Source organism: Legionella hackeliae (assembly GCF_000953655.1).
In the GTDB taxonomy this organism is placed as follows: domain Bacteria; phylum Pseudomonadota; class Gammaproteobacteria; order Legionellales; family Legionellaceae; genus Tatlockia; species Tatlockia hackeliae.
In genome coordinates, this window is the sequence record NZ_LN681225.1 from 3,259,090 (window position 1) to 3,280,508 (window position 21,419).

Sequence of the window (21,419 nt, forward strand, 5' to 3'; positions counted from 1 at the left end):
CTGTTTATAGCCTAGACTTTTAGTATTAATTTACACTTATTTTGCAATTTTTTTTACTAAAAGGGATTTGCATGAATATTGATGATTTTCGCGCAATGAGACGAGGCATTCAATTGTTTGCGCTGGATAAGAAAGATGAAGCGATATTAGCGCCTATCGAACATCGCAGTGGACAAAGAAAAAGTGGCTTACTTCTATTGCATGGATTTACATCTACGCCAGCTGTTTTTCGCGAGATGTTACCTTCACTCAGTTTTTATGATGCGGTTATATGTCCTGTGCTACCAGGGCATGCTGAAGATCTTAATGCCTTCGCTAATGTAAAAGCAGAAGCCTGGCTCAAAGCTGCAGAGCAATCTTGTCAATTACTGGTTAATGAATTTGAACAGGTTGATGTGTTAGGTCTCTCGTTAGGTGGGGTGCTTGCTTGCCATCTCAGTAATCAATTTAACTTACATCATCTTTATTTATTAGCCCCTGCACTTGATTTGCGCCTACCCATTGAAAAGGTGCTGAGGTTAGCTAAATTTCTAACACGTCTAGGATTTCGAGAAGTTCGTGGTCTTTCAGGAGACTTGTATACAGATCAACACTGTGAAATTGCCTATCGAAAATTGCCCTTAACAGCCATCATTGAAATTTTTAATCTAATTAAACAATTTTCTTTTAATCTTCCTAATTGTCCAACAGATGTATTTTTAGGTTGTCACGATAAGGTTGTCTCGTCTTGGCAGGTCGCTGCGCGCTTTGCCAACAAGGATAATGTCAACATTCATTGGCTTAGCAATTCAGCGCATGTCATCCCTTTGGATGGGGACATTGAAAACATTATTGCATGCATGAAAGAGCATCTACACGAATAATTGAAGCTGCCGAACAGAAATTATTTGTTGTAGCGATCATATTCTTGCATATCGAATAAATCCCAATCGCGCATATCAAGCACTGCACCATTGAAGGCCATGAAATCAGTTTTCATCGAGGGAATATTGTAAAAATAAATATCACTGGCATCGGTAGCCAAGGTATGTTGACGTCTAACCGCAGCAATATCGGCCACAGATTTATCGTGAGTTTTAACAAATGCCCGGCCTGCCCGTAAATAGCGACCATTAAAATGAGCCTTATCCCACAACTCCACATCCAACTTACCAACGACACCGGCCAACTGCATAAATGACTGTCCTTTTGCCCTTATAATGAGAGCATTACTCTTAATCCAATACATGGCCACCCAGGCATCATTGTCTAAATTAAGTCTGGTAATATTCACCGTTCCTGACAAGTGCACCCGACTTTTATCTTCGATGGACAACTGTAAGTTTTGACTGGAAATTCCGCTAATTTGCGTGTAGCCACCGCCACTGATGGCTAATCTTCTTACGAAAATACTTCCACCCAATGTAGTACGACCTGGATTTTCAATGGACAGATCTAATACTCTTGAATGCAGATTGTTACCAGTGATAGTACCTGCGCCATGGTAGGTAAATGCATTCAAATAGCGCCCGCGAATCTCAGCGGTAATAGGTCCGCAGCGAGGATAACCTTTTCCAACAGAAATCGATAAACTAGAACCGCTTACAGCCGTTTGCACCTGCAATAAATCGGTAGGGTCACCATGAAGAATCAGCTGTGGATGTTTATAACCTGTATGTAAACTTACATTCACATTTCCTTCGATTGTAACTTGGTTAAACGCCGGAAGCTGGCGATACTGTAATGCCTTTTTAGCTGCTGGCGGAATAACAGTAACGTGCTTTGAGCAACTTGTGCCCAATAAGATGATGAAAACCAATAAAAAAAACCGCCTCAACATGCCAACCTTCCCCTTACCCGAATTTCCCTACATTAGAGGAAGTTAATCTAATGCGCAAGGTTATTAGCAGACTAAATAATATCCTTAAGCGAAAGCCTACATTTCTAATACCAGGAGTCACTACTAAAATCGGATATTGCAATATTCGCTGGGCAACCATCATAGCGTTCAAAATCAGGTGCCTTACTTACCAGTGCTGGTAACGATTCAGATTGCGGAATGAGGGCTGGCAAATTAATAAAAATATCAACTAGAATGCCATTTTTACACCCGAAATATACCTTACGAGCCGTATTTTGACCAAACGACTCACTTACCAAAGTCCGTAATCTTTCTCTCTTTATGGTTTCCCCTACATGCTCATGGAGAAATTGCCCCAAAGCAGTTTGGTTCATCTCTTGATTTAATCGCGTTGCCAAAGAAAAATAAGCATCACTTGACAGGATCTGACAACTTCCATGTTTGTTCCATTCATGACGTTCGAGACAGCCTCCAGCGGCATAACTTGGCATAAATTGTTGTAAAGTGTGTGCAACCTCTTTATTTAAATTCACAGGGGGATAATCACAATGATGCTTTTTAGCCTCTACCCCACAAAAACCATAGTGTTCGCCACATATCTGTTGATTAGGCCATAAACCATGCAATACCAAGTGGGTAGCCTGGTAAGAGTCAGAAGGTAACTTCACACATTCAGGTTTACCAACTTCATAGCCATAGGTTTGGCAAAAGCCAGGTTGCCAACTTAATGCTAATACGTGTGAATCTGCAAGGCCGGGAATTTGCTCACACGATGTTTTACCGTTAGCATCAAATCGATATTCACCACAATCAGCACTTACCCAACGTAATGAATGCTCTGTATTGGGAAATTCTATGCGTAGCCAATCAGGATTGACTGGACGGTTAATTTCTCGAATCACATAATTTTGTGAAGGCGTCACCATCAAGCCACCAGGATTATTTTTTTTATTTTTAGACACATAGGCCGGACAAGATTTATGGGCCTCAAAATTCCCATTGACACCAACAGAAGAGAACGACAACAGAGGAAAGATTATACCTAAGAAACTTAGCAATCTTATCATTTAGCATCCCAGCAACTATATAAGATGAAATCATTATACGCTTAAGTATCGTAAATGCATATTCTTAATAAAAACAAAAATTTAACTGTGAATTAAAGTTATAGAGCTTTTAGGCGACTTGCCCTGCAGCCCAACCTGATGACCAAGCCCATTGAAAATTATAGCCACCCAACCAGCCTGTCACATCAAGCACTTCACCAATAAAATAAAGTCCAGGAATATGATTAACTTGCATCGTTTGTGATGAAATCGCTCTTGTGTCAACTCCGCCTAACGTGACTTCTGCAGTCCGATAACCTTCCGTACCATTAGGTTTAATACGCCATTGCTTAAGAGTTTCACCAATTTGTTGCAAATGTTTATCAGAAAACGTTTGCAGTTCGGACTCTAATAACTCTTCCTCAAAAAACGTAGCCACTACTCTTTTAGGTAATGCTTCTTCCAAACATTGCTTTAATCGTGTCTTTGGATTTGACCTCTTGCGTTTTGCGAGCGAAAGAGCCCATTCATCGTTGACATCAAAATCAATGACTAATGGTTCTCCCGGATGCCAATAAGAAGAAATCTGTAACATTGCAGGACCACTTAAACCCCGATGAGTAAAAAGCATGTCCAAGGTAAAATTCTGGTCATTGCAATTCACTTGGCAGGGTAGTGAAATACCGGAAAGAATACTGAGACGTTCTTTATCGTCTGGCTGTAATGTAAATGGAACCAAACCTGCACGTGTTGGTAAAACTGTTAATCCAAATTGTGTAGCCAACTGATAACCATAAGGCGAAGCGCCCATAGTTGGAATTGATAATCCACCTGTTGCAACTACCAATGATTGCGAAACAACACGCTCCCCCGTGCTTAACGAGAGCGAAAAGCCTTTTTCAGTATTTTCAACCTGCTTAATCGATGTATTAAGACTTATGGTGACATTAGCTGTAGAACAACACGCTAACAACATCCCTACAATATCAGATGCTTTATTGTCACAAAATAATTGTCCATGTGATTTCTCATGAAAAGGAATATTATGCTTTTTTACCAAGGCAATAAAATCATACGAGGAATATCGTTTAAGTGCAGACTTACAAAAATGTGGATTGGCTGAAAGATAGTGTTGCGGCTCTATAAAATAATTGGTGAAATTACAGCGCCCGCCACCTGACATTAAAATCTTTTTACCTACTTTATTGGCGTGATCAATAATTAGTACTCGTCTTCCACGTTTGCCTGCCTCTATAGCACACATCAACCCGGCAGCACCTGCACCAATAATAATTACATCAGGATTTTTCATAGGCAAAAAAAAAGATCATCCCTCTTTGATGTCGGGGCAACCCCAGAACAACAAAGAAGGAAGATACAGAGAAACAGCAGAAATTAAATGGCAGTTACCTCTTCCGCTTGTAAACCTTTAGGTCCTTTCGTTACCAAAAAGGCTACGCGTTGGCCTTCCTTTAAAGTTTTGCGGCCAGCTTCGCTTACGATTGCGCGAAAATGCACAAACACATCATCTTGACCGTTATCACGACTGATGAATCCGTAACCTTTATCATCATTAAACCACTTAACGTGGCCTGTTTCTTTCTCAGACATTTCTACTTTCCAAATAAAATTAAACATACACTTGCGGTAGCTACTAACAATGAAACAGATAAAGTTATACCACGCGCTAACTCGCTACTTTGAACTACTAAAGGAGGGATTTTCACGAAGAACACTGTTTCCAGCCATGAAGCAAAAAGACCACAAGTAATTTGATTATAACCTAGTGTTGAGCAAATAGCGAGAATTGTGTGCGAAATAATTCTCAATTGCACTCTAACTACTTAATCCTCATAATAGGGCGGCTAAAATCAGGGAATTTGGCACTGAGTTGTTGGGCTAGCCGCAGCAATAATCTATCGTGACCTTTGGCAGCACCAAATTGCACAGAAATAGGAAAGTTTTCTGTTCGCATAATTGGCAAAGTCATGGCTGGCATTCCTGTTTGGTTAAATAATGAAGTAAACGGAGAAAACTCCAGATTTTTTTGCAAATACTCTGAAAAATTACTATTTTGCCATTGGCCAATAGTTATTGGCAATTGGGCCAGAGATGGCGTTAATACCACATCAACATCTTTAAACAAATCGCGCACAGGTTGTAATAATTGATAAAGCTTGTTCTTTGCATTAATTAACTGAGAAGCTGTGATAGTTTTTCCTTGCTTTACAAATTCCCAGGTAATTGGCTCCAAATCAGATTTTTGGGCTTTACGTCCACTTTCGGCTTGCTGGTTTTCGATCTCAGCACACACATTGGCAGCAATTACCACAAAGGCACAATCCCCTATCGCATTAATTTCGAGCGTAAGATTATTCTTTATTAAATGATGTCCACAGCTTTTCAGTTCGCGCTCAGCCTCTTCGACAGCCTGATAAAAAATAGTATTAACTGGAACAGTGGAAAATGAATTTCCACCCAGTACTGCAATTCTTAATGAAGGTAACGGTTCATTTAATCGATCATTGCGAAGGTTTATCTCTTTGATTGTCGGTGCCGTTAAAGCCTCAAACAATAATACCGAATCCTGCACACTGCGAGTTAACACATAACTTGACGCTAAACCAGACCAAGGTTGAGGAACCCAAGGCCCAACAGGTGTTAAGCCTGGGGTTGGCTTAAAGCCAAATAGCCCACAGCACGCAGCAGGAATACGTATTGAACCGCCGCCATCATTGGCTGTAGCAATAGGTGCCACTCCTGCAGCAACTGCCGCAGCCGAGCCCCCAGAAGACCCCCCTGGAGTGCAGTTTAAATTATAAGGATTTCGACAAGGTCCAAGAAGAGACGACTCTGTCACATAAGAAAGCCCTAATTCAGGAACATTGGTTTTGGCAAAAGGTAAAAATCCTAATGCTAGCAATCGCTCAATAAAATCACTGTTTTGTTTTGAAATGGTATCTGCATAAAACGATGAACCTGCTGTATAGCGAATGCCCTTCAGCGCAAAGCCTAAGTCTTTAACCAGGAGAGGTACTCCATAGAAAAGCTCATCACCTCGCATTTGTTTGAGTTGCTTACGTGCCCAATCGCTACAGTCGGTAACAATTGCATTTAATAAAGGATTAACTTCATGCATACGCATTAAAGCACAGTCTAGAGCTTCCTCAGGCTTTATTGCCTTAGTTTTAATAAGGTTGCTTAGACCAGAAACATCCAGGTTGCAATATTCACTGAGCAACATCAATAATCCTCATAATTTATGCAACGGTGGCAATGAATTATCTTTACTCATTGCATTTTTACTTCTCTTAAAAGAAATAATAGCACCCCACAGTAAATCACCTTGCCACACACTCTTACTGCTCTTGTAGTACAACGCTTGTGCCAGCTCTTTGATTTGTTCTTTTAACGCTAAATCATCCACTTTATTCTCAACATCCGATAAATTTAGCAAGTTAGACTCTGGCCATTGTTTGTGCGCCCAACGCATTAAAGCATCGCGTGCTGAAGAAGCATCATTATGCAGACAAGCCTCCTCTAATCGTTTTAAAATATGTTTCATGTCATAAGATGAATCACGATTCGCTCGTCGTTGCCAAAACCACAATACAAGAGTTAATAACCATGCCAATGCAAAAACTAACGCAATCCACCAGGCCATTTGTGTCGAAGACTTAGCCATGGGTGGTGCTATCTCATTCTTTTTTTCCTGTTTCATCGTCAAAGAAGAGAGGGGCGCAGGTTGTTGTTGGGTGGTTGTTGTTATTGTTTGAGGAGTTTTAGGCGATGCCTGAACATTCGGTGCTGCAATAACCTCAAGAGTGCGTGCCGGCAAAGTAGTCACTTCTTCCATGCCAGTTGATGTATTAAACCACACCAATTGAAGCGTAGGAATGGTGATTTGGCCCGCCTTGTTGAGTAAATAAGTCACTTTGACAGTTGTCGTTCCCACGATATTTGATTGTTTAAATGAGTTTCTTTCGAGAGGTTTTTCTGGATATATAGAGAAATCGGGACTATTTCCAAAATCTAGCGCAGGCAACAACTGTGCTGGTACTGCCGTTGCCTCTAGAGTTACAGTACGTACCAAGGTACTACCCTGTTGGAAAGATAAGGTATTGTTGTCATAATTTTCAGTTAAATTAACCTGTTTAGCTGGCAACCAGGTCTTGCCTACATATTGAGTAGGAACAGGCCTTACATTTAGTGTTATAGCTTTGGCACGCTCCTTAATATGCTTGGGAACCGCGTCATAAATTACAGCACTAAAGGTAGGCGGAGTGATTTTTATAGGGCCACTTTTCTGTGGAAAAATAGCATATTGTTGTTCATCAATGCCATATAATCGTCCATTTTCTGCGGTTTGATAGCGGCGTCCGGAGCCTAATGGGATGAGTAAACCATCCTCCACTTGAGGTGGTTGATATTCTACATTGATCAAGCGGCGGCTATTATATAACTTTACAGTATAAATAACTTGTTGATTAACATAGGGATTTACTTCGCTCACCTCCCCAATTAGTTTAACATCCACAGGTTGGGTAGAATCAGTTTGCTGCGTTTCAAGCGCTTCCTCAGTGACTTCAAGCGTAGTGGGTGCGGTTTTCTCCTGGCCAACTTGAATAGAAGGAATGGTTAAAACGCCTGTTTTTTTAGGGACCAGTAGTATAAGCCATTGCCCTGTAGACTGCGCTTGGCCATTTATTACTGTATAATTCATGCTTCGTTCTGTACCCACGATGCTAAAATTCTTCTGCAAAGGCGTTAGGTCAGGAACACTTTCGGACTCAGCACCATCTAAGGTTAAAATTAATCGAACTGTATCACCTGCCTGAACTTTTGATGATTCCAACTGCATGATTGCAGTAGCAAATCCTAACTTTGTTATGCACAATAAAATTAAACTCAATAAAATTTTTTTCATTGATACCAACCACCTTGTCGACGTAAATGATCGCGTAAAAACTTTTCTCGTAACAACCCCCCTGGGTCATCGGGAATAAGCTTCAGCCATTGTTCTTTTGCCTGTTGTTTTTCCTTTTCTTCTATGGATTGAGCCTGAGATTTAGAACCTTCTTTGCTATCTTGTGCTTTTTTATCCGCTTCTCCTTGGCTCTTTTGATTTTTATCTTGCTCAGCTTGCTTTTTATCCTGTTCGCCATTGCCCGGCTTATCCTGATTTTGCTCGTCTTTCTCTTGCTGAGCTTTTTGTTGGCCCTGACTTTGTTGATTCTTATCTTGTTGTTTATTTCCCTGTTGGCCCTGTTTTTGTTGATTTTGATCCTGCTGATTATTGCCCTGCTGATTCTGGCTTTGATTATCATTGCCTTGCTGATTTTGATCTTGTTGGTTTTGATTTTTCTGATTATTACCTTGCTGGCTCTGATTTTGTTGATTTTTATCTTGTTGCTTACTGTCCTGTTGATTCTGATTATCATTGTCTTGTGGATTTTTATTCTTTTTTAACAAGTCTTCGAGTAATTGACGATTGTATTGAGCATCTTTATTGTTCGGATTTAAGGCTAAGGCTTTATCATAAGCTTTTATGGCCTGCTCGTATTGGCCCAACTTCGCTAACGCATTGCCATGATTATAAAAACCCTGTTCATTTTGTAAGGACTCGTAATACTTGGCAGCCTCTTTATAATTCCCTGCTCGATAAGCAGCAGCTCCACGCCATGCTTTATCTTGAAAAGTTTTTTCTGCCTGCTTAAATTGCTTCTGTTGCATTAGCATTTGCCCTTGTTGATCTTTAGTCACCCATAGATCGCGCCAGCTCAATGCATAGCCAGACAGTGAAACACTCAAAAGTAGAAGAAACCAAACTCTTTTCATGTATCTAACCTCTGCAACCAACCCCTTCTGAAAACTGGCAACAAAAAAACAAGGGCTGGGATCAAAAACCAACGTCCTTCATCTCGCCAAAGAGGAATATCATCTTGTTGATTGCGCCTGAATTGATTGTCACCCGCTTGTCTGGCAAGCCATTTTTCCAAATCACTGCTATTATCGGAAAATGGTAATAACTCCCCTTCTCCTGCAACAGCAAATTCATGAAATAGAGGATTAAAATTTTTATCAGCCATCACCGGCATAACCGAGGTAATAATATGTTTCTCAGCCAGATCTTTAGCTGTAGAAATCGCAGCAGCATTTGGCGTTTGTGCAGTGAGCACTAGAATTTGTCCTTGATTGAAACCTGCTTGCTTAATTAATTGTGCAGCCTCTTCAAGTGCCGTATCAAGTTCATGTCCCTCAACAGGCATAATATCAGGAGAAAGTGACGATAAAAGCGCATCAATCGTTTGAGCATCATCCGTTAATGGTGATACAACAAATGGTTCACCCGTATACACAACCAGCCCCAGCTGTCCTACATCACGTCGCTTAAATAAATCATGTAATTTAAACTTGGCGCGACTTAAGCGATCCGGCGAGAGGTCTGTTTGTAACATAGCATCTGACATATCCAATATTAAAACTCTTGGTTGTATTTGCTTATACGTAGGCACTGGCAAACGCTCCCAACTAGGCCCAGACAAACTAATAATCATGCAGAGAGCACTTGCTAATAAAAATAGTAATGCCAAATGACGATTATATTTCCCTTTAGAGACTAAAAGATGCTCCAGCAGATGCTTGTCGCAGATTGCAGCCCAAGCCTCCAATTGCGGTCGGCGACGCCATAAACCCCAGGCTAGTATTAATAAAGGTAATAGGGCCAGTAACCACCAAGGACGTATCAAATGAAACTCGCTCATGATAGGGAAACCTTACGATGGGAAGTTTTACTCAAATTACGGAATAATCCTGTTTTGTTTGCGAGCCAATAAGAGAACAATATCAACGCAAACGCCAGCGGCCAGGGATAATAATCATGCTGTGGACGTATGGTGGCTTCTTCTTGAACTATTGTTTCTAGCTGATTAATTGTTTCGTAAATTGCATTTAATGATTGGACGTCCGTTGCACGAAAATAACGACCGCCCGTTATTTTTGCGACCTCTTGCAAGGTATCTTCATCCAAATCAGAGGAGGCATTCATATTCAAAAATACATTTCCTAATGCTCGGGGATCACTTTCTGAGCCCAGGCCAATGGTATACACCTTGATATTATCCAATTTGGCTAGTTCAGCAGCCTTCAGTGGCGCAAGCACTCCTGAATTATTAGCGCCATCAGTTAATAGAATGATCATACGTCCTTTTTCAGGTACATCTTGCAAACGCTTTACTGCTAAACCCAAGGCATCTCCAATAGAAGTAGTCTGACCTGCAAGACCCACTGTCGCATCGTCAAGACGTAACAATACAGATTGACGATCATAGGTTAAAGGCGTTTGTAAATAAGCCCGTGCCCCAAATAAAATAAGTCCGATACGATCACCTGTGCGCCGACGCACAAATTCTTCGGCAGTATGTTTAACCACCGCCAGACGATTCACAGGACGACCATGAAGAATCATATCCGGCAACTCCATACTGCCTGAAAGATCAAGAACCAACATAATATTGCGTCCCTCGCGTTCTAAAGGCTGGGGTTCGCCTATCCAGCGAGGTCCTGCTGCTGCAAAAAGCAGTAAACTCCATATCAGAGTAAGAAGACCAATCTGGGCTTGAGCAGCAAATGCATGCTTTTTTTGATCGACAATTGTCATCACTGCATTAAAAAAAGGAACTTTGAGAGCTGCAGGTAATTTAACATGAGCCTTTGGCAAAAGTAGCCAGATTAGTAATGGCAGAGGCAAGAAAAATAGTACCCAAGGCAAGGCTAATTGGAACATGGTAAACCTCGTTGTTTTATCCACGTCCTTGCACAACTAAAAAGTGGGTTTAAATCAGCATCAGTCGACTTTTGATAAGGCACTTCTAAAAGATGGTACGTCACTTTGTTAAAATCAACCCTACGCGCCGTATTATTTAAAAAATCTATCCAGCCTTGTCCTTGTAAACTGGCCACATCTTGTCTGGGATAGTAAACCAATGCCACACGACGTAGAAGTTCAGAAATTCTCATGCTAGCCTCTTGGCTATCTCCATCATGTTGATATTTTTTTTGTAAATCTGCCAATAAATCCAGTGCCTCTTTCTTTGCCCTGCCATATTGACGGCGCCGATAAAACCTGTAAAACATGAAGGTCAGCAGAAGAAGACCGATAATCATTAAAAAATACCAACCAGAAGCCATTGGCCACCAGCCAATAGACTGCGGTAATTGAATATCATGTAATTGATTTAAAACCTGCGCGTCAGCCACCTGTTCTCCTTGGAAAAGTCTGTCGTACGAGTTTAGGTATATTTTCTTCTGCAGTGACCTGGGTATAGGGTATTTGCAAGCGTTGAAAAAGCGCCTTTAAATTAAAAATTCGCTGCTGACAATACTCCTGATAATTTTTCGTGATGTCATCTCTTGTTGTATCGAGTATTGTTTCTTGCTGTCCATCCGTAATTGGATAATGCTGCGGCTTAGGTGGAACTAATTCCAACGGATCACACAAATGATAAACCAAAACATCATTGTGAAGGCGTAAGCGACTTAAATGACGCTCACTCTCTTCATCCAGCGAATAAAAATCACTAATGATAACCACAATACTACCTGGGCGAATTACCCGTCTTAAGCGGGTTAATGCTTCACTTAAGGGCTTTGCTTTTGCTGGGGTAGCCTTGGTGAGGGTGGTGAAGTAACTTAATGCGGCTAAGAAAGGCAACACCCCTAAATTACGGCTATGGGGTGTAAATTCACTATGTTCCGTTGCAGAATAAAGTAATCCTCCCACTTTATCGCCTTGTTTGATGACGGTCCACGCGAGCATCGCAGCCAAACGAGCAGCAACGACTGATTTAAATGCTGCACGTGTTCCAAAATACATGGAAGGATTAAAATCACACAATAAAACCACCGGTCGCTCACGCTCTTCTTGATACAGTTTTATATGAGCACGGCCGGTACGCGCAGTGACTCGCCATTCCATATGTCGAATTTCATCACCGGCCTGATAATTGCGTACCTCCGCAAAATCCATTCCTCGTCCACGTAATTTTGAACGATGATTACCTGCGTAAGCGGCATTATTCTCAGGTTTGTAGTTCGTTTTCTGAGCATAACGCTTAAACGCAATCAATTCATCGAGTTCGGCAACTATACCATCACCCATCAATCACCTCTAAGGCACGGCAATTAACCGCAATAAAGAATCAATGAAGTCATCACTATTTACACCCTCAGCCTCTGCTTCAAAACTTAAAAGAATACGATGGCGAAGAACATCATGAGCAATAACATGAATATCTTCTGGCGTTACATAATTTCGTCCAGCAAGCCAGGCATGAGCTTTTGCGCAACGATCTAAGGCAATCGTGGCTCTCGGACTTGCCCCAAATCGCAACCAGCGGGCCAATTCTTTGCTATAAACTCCTGGATTACGCGTGGCAACCACTAGCTGAATCAAATAATTATCGAGCGCCTCACTCGTATGAACTTCAAGAACCTGTCGTCTTGCCTCAAATAAAGTAACCTGAGAAATGGGGGTTATCGGTGCTGTTTTAGGATTTAACGCAAGAGTCCCTTTTGCTTCCGAGCGAGCCAACGCTAAAATATCATGCTCCACCTGAGCATCAGGGTAACTAATTCTTACATACATTAGAAAACGATCGAGTTGCGCTTCTGGTAAAGGGTATGTACCTTCCTGCTCAATTGGATTTTGCGTTGCCATAACCAGAAATAACTCGGGTAATGGATAGGTCGTTCCCCCAATGGTTACCTGTCGTTCGGCCATAGCTTCAAGCAGCGCTGACTGTACCTTGGCAGGGGCTCGGTTAATTTCATCAGCAAGGATCATATGATGAAAAATGGGACCTGGTTGAAAAACGAAAGAGCCATTTTCTGGGCGATACACGTCTGTACCGGTTAAATCACCTGGTAATAAATCCGGTGTAAACTGAATACGATGAAAGTCACCTTCAACCACGGCGGATAATTCTTTAACTGCTCGTGTTTTTGCCAAACCCGGAGCACCCTCAACTAATAAATGCCCATCAGCTAGCAAAGCAATCAATAATCTTGAGATTAAATCTTGTTGCCCAAGAATACGCGTATTTAAATGAGCGCTTATCTGCGATAGGTGTTCTTGGACCGTTTGAGTTGAAGTAACATCGAGTTGCTCCATGAGTGATACCCTGTGCAAAAATCATAATCCTAACTTGAAACAGGGCTCTGTGCCAAGTATATAGATTACAAAGGTAGGAATTATTATTTTCCCTTAGGCAGCAGGCAAACAATGTTCTTGTTTCTTTTGTTTTACTGAAAGATAGTTTTCAAAATTTTGCGCCAATAGATAGGGTAATGACTGGCGAATACGCTCGTGGCTGACTATCTTTGTCCAACAGGTATAGTCATTTAAAGTTTTATTATATTGTTTGAAAACATCGGCAAACGCTTTGCGCATAGATTCAGAATCTGACCAGGCAACAACAGGTAGTTGAGAATTTTGTTGCCAAATTGTTTCGACTAATGCAGGCCCATTGCAATATAGACCATCTGTGGCTCCCAAATCACCGTCCATAATGACAAAGGCAACCTCATTTTCAGCTAAATAATTTAAAGCGCTCAGACTGTCACCAACGACAGTGGCTTGAATTTGCTTATTAACTGTTGTTAACAGTCGGGTTAAGCAAAACGCATTAAATGCATTATCCTCAACAATTAATACACGCATAGAAACTCCCTTCAACTTTCAGAAAGGAGTATAACTTTCAAACCTTAAGGGAAACTTAAGAATTCAGCGAATAATTTTAATATCATTTTGGGTTGCAATTAGAACTGTATCTGCTAGACGTTTTGCAAATAAACCATTATCGACGACACCGGGAATTAATTTAATTAATCCTTCTAATTCAATGGGTTTGGTGATTTCAAAATTATACACATCGAGAATTATATTGCCATTATCGGTAATAAATCCCTCACGATATTCAGGATCGCCACCCAGCTTGACCAGTTCACGAGCCACATAACTTCGTGCCATAGGAATGACTTCTACAGCAACTGGAAAGCTACCCAAATGCCCTACAAGTTTTGACTCATCGATAATACAAATAAATTGATTGGCGACTGAGGCTAAAATTTTTTCCCGCGTTAAGGCACCACCTCCTCCTTTTATCATTTGGCGTTGCTCAGTGACTTCGTCAGCGCCATCGATATAAAAAGGAACTTCTCTAGCAACATTTAAATCAATAACGGGAATGTCTAAGGCACGCAATCGAGCTTCCGTCTCTTTCGAGCTGGCTATACAAGCATCAATTCGATGTTTAATGGTGGCTAGCTGTTCGATAAAACAATTCACAGTAGATCCTGTGCCGATGCCAAGAATCATTTCGTCATCATTAAGGTATGTTAAAGCTTTTTTGGCAACCGCTTCTTTCAAGGTGCTCATGTTTGATCCATAAATTTTAGATTTACGGGGCATTCTAACGCCTTAAAGACGTTTTAACCAACTCTAAAACTTCTATTTGACTATTGACGAATGACGTAACTAACTCTTGCATCGCGTCTTCAACAAAGCGAGGAGCATAAGAGTTAGTTTCTAGTATAATGGATAGCTTATTGACCTACAGTGGGTGCCTCTAACGGTACAGCTGTGCCCGCTGTTTTCTTGGCCGCTTGTGTAGTAGGCTCAGTAGCTGTTGAAGCAGAGGACGACCCTGAAGAGCTGGTATTAGCACTATTTGCTGTGCTAGAACCGCTTGTTGCCCTTGATGCCGATGAGTTTGAAGCGCCACTTTGATAAACAGTAGTAGTATGTTGATTGCTCGTACCATAACTAGGTTGAGCACTTCTAGCTGGAGAATCAGTAAACAGTTGTTCTATACCCTGGCAAGCGGTTAATAATAATGTTGAAGAAATCAACGCACCAGTCACACTGGATAAAATTAGATTTTTTTTCATAGTGTCATCCTTGAAAAATAGGTAATTTATACTGTCTTGCATTCTAGCCCGTGTTAAAGAACTTGTAAAACCAGTCTGATGATTTTTAACATTTATTTATCCACAATATAGATTCTACAAAAGAATTACAACGAACAATTCGCTAAAACGTTTCTATTAAATAGCAATTAATCTACTAATCGCCGTTTGTTGAGCAAGCATCTAAGTCTAATTGACGACAAGGGTTGGTTTTGACGTATACTGAGCAGCAACTTTGATTACAAGGACCAGCAATGATTTATGACAACATTCTTGCCACCATAGGACAGACTCCCGTCGTAAAAATTAATCGTGTCGGCAAGGATCTTTCCTGCGAACTCTATGCCAAATGCGAATTTTTTAATCCAGGAGGCTCCATTAAGGACCGCATTGGCTTTGAAATGGTTAGAAAAGCACAGGAGACTGGTCGTATCAAGCCTGGCGATACATTAATTGAACCTACATCAGGTAATACCGGCATTGGGATCGCTTTAGCAGGTGCGGTTCTTGGCTATAAGGTAGTCATTACCATGCCTTATAAAATGAGCCAGGAAAAACAATCTGTACTTGAACGCCTTGGTGCAACTATTTATCGCACCCGAACGGAAGCAGCTTGGGATGATCCTGATAGCCATATTTCCCTTGCCAAAGACTTACAACGTGAAATACCTAACTCGCATATTCTTGATCAATATGCCAACCCTGATAACCCGAATGCTCACTACTATGGAACAGCTCAAGAAATTATTGATGACTTCGGCATGGATTTAGACATGGTGGTTGCAGGCGTTGGCACTGGTGGCACTATCACTGGTATCGCCAGACGTTTGAAAGAATACAATCCCAAAATTAAAATCATTGGAATTGACCCTGAAGGTTCCATTTTAGGCGGTGGCCATGAAATTAAACCCTATTTAGTAGAAGGAATAGGGTATGACTTTTTCCCTGAGGTTCTCGATAACAATTTAATCGACAGCTATGTTAAAACAAATGATAAAAATTCTTTCGACATGGCGAGAAGATTGATGCGTGAGGAAGGATTGCTAGTTGGAGGGTCTTCTGGAGCAGCCATGTGGGGAGCACTGCAAGCTGCGAAATCTTTACATGCAGGCCAACGCTGTCTGGTTATCCTGCCTGATTCCATTCGCAATTACATGTCCAAATATCCTATCGATGAATGGATGAAGGAACATGGATTTTTGTAATGTTCAACCGACACCTAGTATACGGTTTAATACTAGGTGTGGTGTGAAATTTTACATGATTTGAGCGGCACCAACTCTTTTATCAAGAGCTCGTTCAACTTTATCAAATACTTCGTTGCCATCTAGCTGATTAATACTGACTGCTCTTGCAATGGCATGCACCAACTGAGTGGTAAAATGTTTATTTGGATTCTCAAACTCGCTCCGAACGACCTGCAAGTCACTTCTTGAGTCTCTGAGAACTTTGAAGAAGTGTTCACTGCCATGCTCAAAACCAACATAGCCTTGGAGATAATCACCCTTTTTCAAGCCTTCAATGTAAATATTTAACAACACTTCTTTCGTAGCTCCATCCGCCTCAACAGCTGCTGTTAAGCGAGTTTTGATATCTTCGAAATGCTTTAATATGCGATCATCCTCCGCCTTGATTTTCGCCAGAATATCCTTGAGTTCAGGATCGTGTCTTTCAAGTTGTTTAGGTTCAAGAGTGCGCACAGGTGCTGATTTCACAGTGTGAAATTGGGCAGCGTTTCTTACCCCAGGGATATAATGCTTATCTTGCAGCTGAATGACTAAAGGACTGGTAGCTGTTTGGGGTTTAGCAGGATAACGCAAACGCATCGGTAATTCTCTTCCTTCGGTGACGACACGAACATCAATAGGAAATCCAGTGACTTTAGCAGCTGCCGCAATAGCAGTTTCATCGATCCAAGTTGAAGCTTGACGCATTGCCTCAGGTGAGGTTGGCATATTTTCAACACCGATGAAGGCGCCACGGTAATTTTCAGGATGTGCAACCATCTCATCAACGGTCAATTGGCGAATGGTATACGCTAGAGATTGTACGCTTGTAGCCATTCTACTGCTTTCTGTCATCCATCTTAATTGTTCAACAGGCGTCGCAAGGGCTAAACGAGGTTTCTGATCGGGAAAATATTTAAAATGTTCATGCAGTAAAGCGGCTAATTCTGGTGAATTACGGTTCTCAAATAAAATTTTACTGATCAATGCAGCTGTAATTGCTCGAAACCCACAATCCCCATTGCCGCCCACATCCACATAATGCACGGATTTTTTGCCAAGGTGTGTGGCTTGAGTTTTTTGTTGGCTAAGGTTTCCAAAAAACCTTGTAGCTGGCATGGTGGATCTCCCCTTAGTTACCTCAATAAGTTCATTTTAATCAATTCAGATTAAGGAAATATTAACTAAGACTTTACACTATTTTGCCCAAATTTCAACTTAAATGCGTCGATTAGGAACAATGCGCCCCAATAAAATCAAGCAAATCCTTAACAAATTTATTGTCCCATAAATCGTTATGACCCCGACCAGGTAAATGAATAAATTCTTTAGGTTGATTTGCATTTTCAAAAAGAATATGGGCCTGCTCGTAAGGCACAATCGTATCATTTTCTCCCTGCAGAATGAGTAAAGGGCTCTTAACTTGAGATATCCGTGACAAAGAATCATATTTATCCCAAGGAGCGATAAATACCCAAGGATAATGGTATCGAGCTACGTTGGTCATAGAGGTATAAGGAGATTGCAATATGACTGCGCATACTGAGAATTGTGTAGACAAATACGTCGCAACACCTGTTCCTAAAGATTCTCCGTACAAAATGGTTTGTTGAGCGGGGACTCCTTGTTGCTGCAAAAAATTAAATCCAGCCTCCCCATCACGATATAATCCCTGCTCCGAAGGGTGTCCAGGATTCCCTCCATAGCCACGGTATTCTAATAACAACACCCCTAAGCCTGCTGCAAGAAATTGCCGTACTAAAGGCATACGATACCCAATATGACCTGCATTGCCATGCAAATAAAGTATTGTTGGCTTCCCAGGTATTGGAGGTTTATACCAAGACATTAAGTGGATACCATCTTTGGTTTGAATTTTTACCACTTGCATGTCGTCTGCATGGAAAAATTTTCGACTTGGCACTTCTTTTGCTGGAAAGTACATCAAATTTCGCTGCATGAAGTACATAAATAAACTTGCGATAACAAAGATAACTGTACTAATTAGAAACACTTGCTTAATCATTTTAAAGCCATTAGAAAAACAATTGAATTTGCGTTCTTAAGTATACGGTAATCAGAGTTATTTTAACGAATCAAAAGGATTAAAAATGCCAGGAGGCAATCATGGAGCATTTACAGGATCAGGATATCGCTAAATTAAAAGAGCTATTGCGTCATACCGGGGAATTTATTGCCTACTTTGAACTAGCCGAGACAAAAATGCTAGAATGGCGCCATGATATCGATCAACAAGCCCAAATCCAACAAAATAAAGCTCAACAACAAATGCAAAACCTCCATAATGAATTGGAAGCTTTACAGGACGTCCTGACACAAGCAGGAATTGCCCGTTTTCGCTTAAGTGCAGAAAAAATATTAAAGCAAGGTGAAGATAACCTCAATAATTTACAAAAAGTGTGTCAGGAATTGCTCGATGAGATCGCAAATAAGCAGCAAGAGTTAAGTAAATTCCTGGAAAAAGGAATCAGTCAACTCGAACAATATACTTTACGCGCTATAGAACGTCTGGATGAACATTTTACTCAATATGATATTCACCATTTTCGTCGCATAGCGAATGAAAGCTGTGAACAAGTAGAACGAGTGGCGCAAAATGCAGTGATTAAAAGTCAGGGATTACTTGGACGGTTTCAATGGCGTGCCGCTTCATTTGCCCTAATAACAACAATTATTACTGCGTTTGCGATGGGTTTTTATGTAAGCAATGAATTACCCTGGGAAATTCATCAGCAAGCAAAAAATGAGCGTGAAGCAGGTCAGGTTTTAATGAAGGCATGGCCAACATTGACACAAGAGGAAAAAGCCAAGATCTTAAGTCATCAAAAACCTCACAAAGTTTAATTATGTTAATTTTTTTGCTGCTCTTGTTGTTGGCTATTCTTTTCATTTGGATAGGCTCACGACAACGACGAGCCATTAATAGCTGGCGGAAACATTTAGCCTTAGATAAGCATTTTGCAGTTTTTCAAGCTCTGTATGCCAATGTTGATGGCTTTGCATTATCAAAACGGGCAAGAGAAGACAAAGATGCCCTGGAATACGTCTACGGCGAAATTGAATTTGAATCGTTTATAGCCCTCTTGTCTCTGTGTAAAACTAACGCTTCTACAATTTTTTATGATTTGGGGAGTGGTACAGGAAAAGCAGTGATTGCCTGCGCTTTAGTATTTGAAGTACAGAAAAGTTGTGGTATTGAAATTTTTCCTACTTTGCACAACTGCGCTCAAACGCAACAACGACGGCTAAAACAATTTTCACATTATCAACAAAAAGCGGAACGTATTGAATTTATATTGGGAGATTTATTAACGAGTCAGTTTAATGATGCTTCCCTAGTGTTTATTAATGCCACTGCTTTTTTTGGTGAATATTGGCTTACGATTAGCAAACATTTAGAACAGTTAAAACCCGGTTCATTAGTCATTTCAACCAGCAAGGCAATCCTTTCAAATCAATTCACAACGCGAGAAGTGACCGCTATTCAAATGAATTGGGGCGTCGTTAATGCGTTTATTCAAGAAAAATGCATTAACGGCATTGTACCTTAATTTATCTCGTCTACCCTTCTTCCTGTACGTGCCTCTTCTTCCCATCCTCTACGTGCCTCTTTTCCCCATCCTCTACGTGCCTCTTTTCCCCATCCTCTACGTGCCTCTTTTCCCCATCCTCTACGTGCCTCTTTTCCCCATCCTCTACGTGCCTCTTTTCCCCATCCTCTACGTGCCTCTTTTCCCCATCCTCTACGTGCCTTGTTCTTTATCCTCTACGTGCCTTGTTCTTTATCCTCTACGTGCCTCGGCTTGTCCGAGGCATCCAGGAAGATACCAGCTCAAGCGCATTTTTTTCGTATAAAATTATTAATAATAAATTTATTAGAATAAAGATTTTAATGTGAATATTCACTGGATGCCTCGGACAAGCCAAGACACGTAGAGCCAACGTAACATGGATAAAACCCAAGCGGGTAGAGCATTAGGCAGGCGAGAGATGATATGAAGGATCATGAATAGGCTACAATATATTTCACACAATGTTGTTGCATTAACGCTAAAAATCTTGTTACAGTTAATTGATAACATTGAATAATTTTTTTTCGAGTCTATACTAAAATTGAATGCTAGAAAGTCAACACCTGCTGTGTCCTGGTGATGACGCCCCAAAAACGCGGCTAACCGAGGTGGGTATGATTAAATCGCAACTCATTGCAAACCTTGCTGCCAAAATGACACATCTGCCTGAGAAGCAAGTCACAGACAGCATAAATCGTATTTTAGAACTAATGAGTCAAGCACTCATTGACGGAAAACGCATTGAAATCAGAGGCTTTGGTAGCTTTTCGCTGCACTATCGTCCCCCTCGCAATGCTCATAATCCTAAAACGGGTGAAAAGGTGGTTACACAGGAGAAATATAGTCCTCACTTTAAACCCGGCAAAGAGCTCAGAGAGCGAGTTGATGCTTCACGCGCCAAAGTTAAATTGCAGGACAAGGATGATCAATAAGTTATTGTGTACTTTATTAGTCATTCTTACCGAATAACCAGAACCTAGTAAAGTTCTGTGGTAACAGAGCTTTTTACTATGTTCGGGGTGACGATTGTTTTAGGCGAGTCTATTTCGTATAACACACGACATTCAAGCTCGAGGTAGTGTTACGCCAGTTTGCCCTTGATACTTCCCGTCCCTATCCCTATAAGAAACCGCACAGACCTCATCCGACTCTAAAAACAACATTTGAGCTACCCCTTCATGCGCATAAATTTTAGCAGGTAATGTTGTGGTATTTGAGAATTCCAAAGTCACATGGCCTTCCCATTCTGGCTCTAACGGAGTTACATTAACAATTATGCCGCAACGCGCATAGGTAGATTTCCCAAGACAAATCGTTAAAACATTACGAGGAATCCGGAAGTACTCAACAGTCCGCGCCAGAGCGAAGGAATTTGGTGGGATAATGCAAACATCAGATTGCACATCAACAAAGCTATTCTCATCAAAAGCTTTAGGATCAACGATTGCAGAATTTATATTTGTGAAAATTTTAAACTCATTGGCACAGCGAACATCATATCCATAGCTGGAAACTCCGTACGATATGATTCGTCCGTTATCAGTATGACGTACTTGTCCCGACTGAAAAGGGGATATCATTCCGTGCTCAAGAGCCATTTTTTCTATCCAGCGATCTGATTTTATCGACATACTGCATCACCCCTTCTTAAAAATAAAAACATCCTTTTTATCACAAACAATTCTTGAGCGAAAGTTAATATTTACTTAAGAATGTCCAACTATAATACAGCAATACTATTCCAATC

At 40.9% G+C, this 21,419-nt stretch carries 23 protein-coding genes; 5 read left to right on the forward strand and 18 right to left on the reverse strand.

Features of this window, described 5'->3' with window-relative positions; all coding sequences use genetic code 11:
- Positions 1–71: 71 nt before the first annotated feature.
- On the forward strand, positions 72–863 hold the full coding sequence (locus LHA_RS14415) for an alpha/beta hydrolase (protein ID WP_045107163.1): 792 nt from the start codon (positions 72–74) through the stop codon (positions 861–863).
- A gap of 20 nt (positions 864–883) precedes the next feature.
- On the opposite strand, the gene LHA_RS14420 is transcribed toward LHA_RS14415, so the two are convergent.
- The 15 genes from LHA_RS14420 to LHA_RS14495 all read right to left on the reverse strand — a co-directional run bounded on the left by LHA_RS14420 (position 884) and on the right by LHA_RS14495 (position 14,835).
- Entirely contained in the window at positions 884–1,819 is a 936-nt protein-coding gene (locus LHA_RS14420; RefSeq protein ID WP_045107164.1) for a GIN domain-containing protein, read from the reverse strand.
- A 104-nt stretch (positions 1,820–1,923) separates the two neighbouring features.
- Positions 1,924–2,907, reverse strand: a complete 984-nt coding sequence (locus LHA_RS14425) for a ribonuclease T2 family protein (RefSeq protein WP_045107165.1) — start codon at positions 2,905–2,907, stop codon at positions 1,924–1,926.
- A gap of 109 nt (positions 2,908–3,016) precedes the next feature.
- A complete protein-coding gene (locus LHA_RS14430) occupies positions 3,017–4,198 on the reverse strand; it encodes a BaiN/RdsA family NAD(P)/FAD-dependent oxidoreductase (RefSeq protein ID WP_045107166.1) in 1,182 nt (393 codons plus the stop codon).
- 83 nt (positions 4,199–4,281) lie between these two features.
- Positions 4,282–4,497, reverse strand: a complete 216-nt coding sequence (locus LHA_RS14435; protein WP_045107167.1) for a cold-shock protein — start codon at positions 4,495–4,497, stop codon at positions 4,282–4,284.
- 229 nt (positions 4,498–4,726) lie between these two features.
- Positions 4,727–6,130: an amidase gene (locus tag LHA_RS14445; RefSeq protein WP_045107169.1), complete on the reverse strand. Its 1,404-nt coding sequence runs from the start codon at positions 6,128–6,130 to the stop codon at positions 4,727–4,729.
- Positions 6,131–6,139: 9 nt separating this feature from the next.
- The gene (locus LHA_RS14450) at positions 6,140–7,813 is read right to left on the reverse strand and encodes a BatD family protein (RefSeq protein ID WP_045107170.1); all 1,674 of its coding nucleotides are present in this window, start codon (positions 7,811–7,813) and stop codon (positions 6,140–6,142) included.
- A complete protein-coding gene (locus LHA_RS14455) occupies positions 7,810–8,724 on the reverse strand; it encodes a tetratricopeptide repeat protein (RefSeq protein ID WP_045107171.1) in 915 nt (304 codons plus the stop codon). The genes LHA_RS14450 and LHA_RS14455 overlap by 4 nt, the downstream gene beginning before the upstream one ends.
- On the reverse strand, positions 8,721–9,653 hold the full coding sequence (locus LHA_RS14460; protein WP_045107172.1) for a vWA domain-containing protein: 933 nt from the start codon (positions 9,651–9,653) through the stop codon (positions 8,721–8,723). The genes LHA_RS14455 and LHA_RS14460 overlap by 4 nt, the downstream gene beginning before the upstream one ends.
- On the reverse strand, positions 9,647–10,672 hold the full coding sequence (locus tag LHA_RS14465; protein WP_045107173.1) for a vWA domain-containing protein: 1,026 nt from the start codon (positions 10,670–10,672) through the stop codon (positions 9,647–9,649). Before LHA_RS14465 ends, LHA_RS14460 begins: the two co-directional genes overlap by 7 nt.
- Positions 10,660–11,145: a DUF4381 domain-containing protein gene (locus LHA_RS14470; RefSeq protein ID WP_045107174.1), complete on the reverse strand. Its 486-nt coding sequence runs from the start codon at positions 11,143–11,145 to the stop codon at positions 10,660–10,662. Before LHA_RS14470 ends, LHA_RS14465 begins: the two co-directional genes overlap by 13 nt.
- Positions 11,138–12,046, reverse strand: coding sequence for a DUF58 domain-containing protein (locus tag LHA_RS14475; RefSeq protein WP_045107175.1), 909 nt, complete (start codon positions 12,044–12,046; stop codon positions 11,138–11,140). The genes LHA_RS14470 and LHA_RS14475 overlap by 8 nt, the downstream gene beginning before the upstream one ends.
- A 9-nt stretch (positions 12,047–12,055) precedes the next feature.
- Positions 12,056–13,057: an AAA family ATPase gene (locus LHA_RS14480; protein WP_045107176.1), complete on the reverse strand. Its 1,002-nt coding sequence runs from the start codon at positions 13,055–13,057 to the stop codon at positions 12,056–12,058.
- A 93-nt stretch (positions 13,058–13,150) separates the two neighbouring features.
- The gene (locus LHA_RS14485) at positions 13,151–13,606 is read right to left on the reverse strand and encodes a response regulator (RefSeq protein ID WP_045107177.1); all 456 of its coding nucleotides are present in this window, start codon (positions 13,604–13,606) and stop codon (positions 13,151–13,153) included.
- A 63-nt stretch (positions 13,607–13,669) separates the two neighbouring features.
- On the reverse strand, positions 13,670–14,323 hold the full coding sequence (rpiA, locus tag LHA_RS14490; RefSeq protein ID WP_045107621.1) for a ribose-5-phosphate isomerase RpiA: 654 nt from the start codon (positions 14,321–14,323) through the stop codon (positions 13,670–13,672).
- A 167-nt stretch (positions 14,324–14,490) separates the two neighbouring features.
- Positions 14,491–14,835 carry a hypothetical protein gene (locus LHA_RS14495; protein ID WP_045107178.1) on the reverse strand — a complete coding sequence of 115 codons (345 nt, stop codon included), beginning with the start codon at positions 14,833–14,835 and terminating at the stop codon, positions 14,491–14,493.
- Positions 14,836–15,107: 272 nt separating this feature from the next.
- On the opposite strand from LHA_RS14495, the gene LHA_RS14500 reads away from it, so the two are divergent.
- Entirely contained in the window at positions 15,108–16,058 is a 951-nt protein-coding gene (locus LHA_RS14500; RefSeq protein ID WP_045107179.1) for a pyridoxal-phosphate dependent enzyme, read from the forward strand.
- Between the two features lie 51 nt (positions 16,059–16,109).
- Here the strand turns inward: LHA_RS14500 and LHA_RS14505 are convergent, their stop codons facing one another.
- Positions 16,110–17,198 carry an OTU domain-containing protein gene (locus tag LHA_RS14505; RefSeq protein WP_045107180.1) on the reverse strand — a complete coding sequence of 363 codons (1,089 nt, stop codon included), beginning with the start codon at positions 17,196–17,198 and terminating at the stop codon, positions 16,110–16,112.
- A gap of 112 nt (positions 17,199–17,310) precedes the next feature.
- Positions 17,311–18,105: an alpha/beta hydrolase gene (locus LHA_RS14510; protein WP_045107181.1), complete on the reverse strand. Its 795-nt coding sequence runs from the start codon at positions 18,103–18,105 to the stop codon at positions 17,311–17,313.
- A gap of 101 nt (positions 18,106–18,206) precedes the next feature.
- Between LHA_RS14510 and LHA_RS14515 the strand changes: the two genes are divergently transcribed.
- The 3 genes from LHA_RS14515 to LHA_RS14525 all read left to right on the forward strand — a co-directional run bounded on the left by LHA_RS14515 (position 18,207) and on the right by LHA_RS14525 (position 20,604).
- Entirely contained in the window at positions 18,207–18,944 is a 738-nt protein-coding gene (locus tag LHA_RS14515) for a hypothetical protein (RefSeq protein WP_045107182.1), read from the forward strand.
- The gene (locus LHA_RS14520) at positions 18,878–19,651 is read left to right on the forward strand and encodes a class I SAM-dependent methyltransferase (RefSeq protein WP_231861939.1); all 774 of its coding nucleotides are present in this window, start codon (positions 18,878–18,880) and stop codon (positions 19,649–19,651) included. Before LHA_RS14515 ends, LHA_RS14520 begins: the two co-directional genes overlap by 67 nt.
- A 566-nt stretch (positions 19,652–20,217) precedes the next feature.
- Positions 20,218–20,604: an integration host factor subunit beta gene (locus LHA_RS14525; protein WP_158644252.1), complete on the forward strand. Its 387-nt coding sequence runs from the start codon at positions 20,218–20,220 to the stop codon at positions 20,602–20,604.
- 132 nt (positions 20,605–20,736) lie between these two features.
- Here the strand turns inward: LHA_RS14525 and dcd are convergent, their stop codons facing one another.
- Entirely contained in the window at positions 20,737–21,303 is a 567-nt protein-coding gene (gene dcd / locus LHA_RS14530) for a dCTP deaminase (protein WP_045107184.1), read from the reverse strand.
- Positions 21,304–21,419 lie beyond the last annotated feature (116 nt).

Coding starts and splice junctions, on each gene's coding strand:
- LHA_RS14415 (WP_045107163.1), top strand. CDS start 72: ATGAATATTGATGATTTTCGCGCAATGAGACGAGGCATTCAATTGTTT.
- LHA_RS14420 (WP_045107164.1), bottom strand. CDS start 1,819: ATGTTGAGGCGGTTTTTTTTATTGGTTTTCATCATCTTATTGGGCACA.
- LHA_RS14425 (WP_045107165.1), bottom strand. CDS start 2,907: ATGATAAGATTGCTAAGTTTCTTAGGTATAATCTTTCCTCTGTTGTCG.
- LHA_RS14430 (WP_045107166.1), bottom strand. CDS start 4,198: ATGAAAAATCCTGATGTAATTATTATTGGTGCAGGTGCTGCCGGGTTG.
- LHA_RS14435 (WP_045107167.1), bottom strand. CDS start 4,497: ATGTCTGAGAAAGAAACAGGCCACGTTAAGTGGTTTAATGATGATAAA.
- LHA_RS14445 (WP_045107169.1), bottom strand. CDS start 6,130: ATGTTGCTCAGTGAATATTGCAACCTGGATGTTTCTGGTCTAAGCAAC.
- LHA_RS14450 (WP_045107170.1), bottom strand. CDS start 7,813: ATGAAAAAAATTTTATTGAGTTTAATTTTATTGTGCATAACAAAGTTA.
- LHA_RS14455 (WP_045107171.1), bottom strand. CDS start 8,724: ATGAAAAGAGTTTGGTTTCTTCTACTTTTGAGTGTTTCACTGTCTGGC.
- LHA_RS14465 (WP_045107173.1), bottom strand. CDS start 10,672: ATGTTCCAATTAGCCTTGCCTTGGGTACTATTTTTCTTGCCTCTGCCA.
- LHA_RS14475 (WP_045107175.1), bottom strand. CDS start 12,046: ATGGGTGATGGTATAGTTGCCGAACTCGATGAATTGATTGCGTTTAAG.
- LHA_RS14480 (WP_045107176.1), bottom strand. CDS start 13,057: ATGGAGCAACTCGATGTTACTTCAACTCAAACGGTCCAAGAACACCTA.
- LHA_RS14485 (WP_045107177.1), bottom strand. CDS start 13,606: ATGCGTGTATTAATTGTTGAGGATAATGCATTTAATGCGTTTTGCTTA.
- rpiA (WP_045107621.1), bottom strand. CDS start 14,323: ATGAGCACCTTGAAAGAAGCGGTTGCCAAAAAAGCTTTAACATACCTT.
- LHA_RS14495 (WP_045107178.1), bottom strand. CDS start 14,835: ATGAAAAAAAATCTAATTTTATCCAGTGTGACTGGTGCGTTGATTTCT.
- LHA_RS14500 (WP_045107179.1), top strand. CDS start 15,108: ATGATTTATGACAACATTCTTGCCACCATAGGACAGACTCCCGTCGTA.
- LHA_RS14505 (WP_045107180.1), bottom strand. CDS start 17,198: ATGCCAGCTACAAGGTTTTTTGGAAACCTTAGCCAACAAAAAACTCAA.
- LHA_RS14510 (WP_045107181.1), bottom strand. CDS start 18,105: ATGATTAAGCAAGTGTTTCTAATTAGTACAGTTATCTTTGTTATCGCA.
- LHA_RS14515 (WP_045107182.1), top strand. CDS start 18,207: ATGGAGCATTTACAGGATCAGGATATCGCTAAATTAAAAGAGCTATTG.
- LHA_RS14520 (WP_231861939.1), top strand. CDS start 18,878: ATGGCCAACATTGACACAAGAGGAAAAAGCCAAGATCTTAAGTCATCA.
- LHA_RS14525 (WP_158644252.1), top strand. CDS start 20,218: ATGCTAGAAAGTCAACACCTGCTGTGTCCTGGTGATGACGCCCCAAAA.
- dcd (WP_045107184.1), bottom strand. CDS start 21,303: ATGTCGATAAAATCAGATCGCTGGATAGAAAAAATGGCTCTTGAGCAC.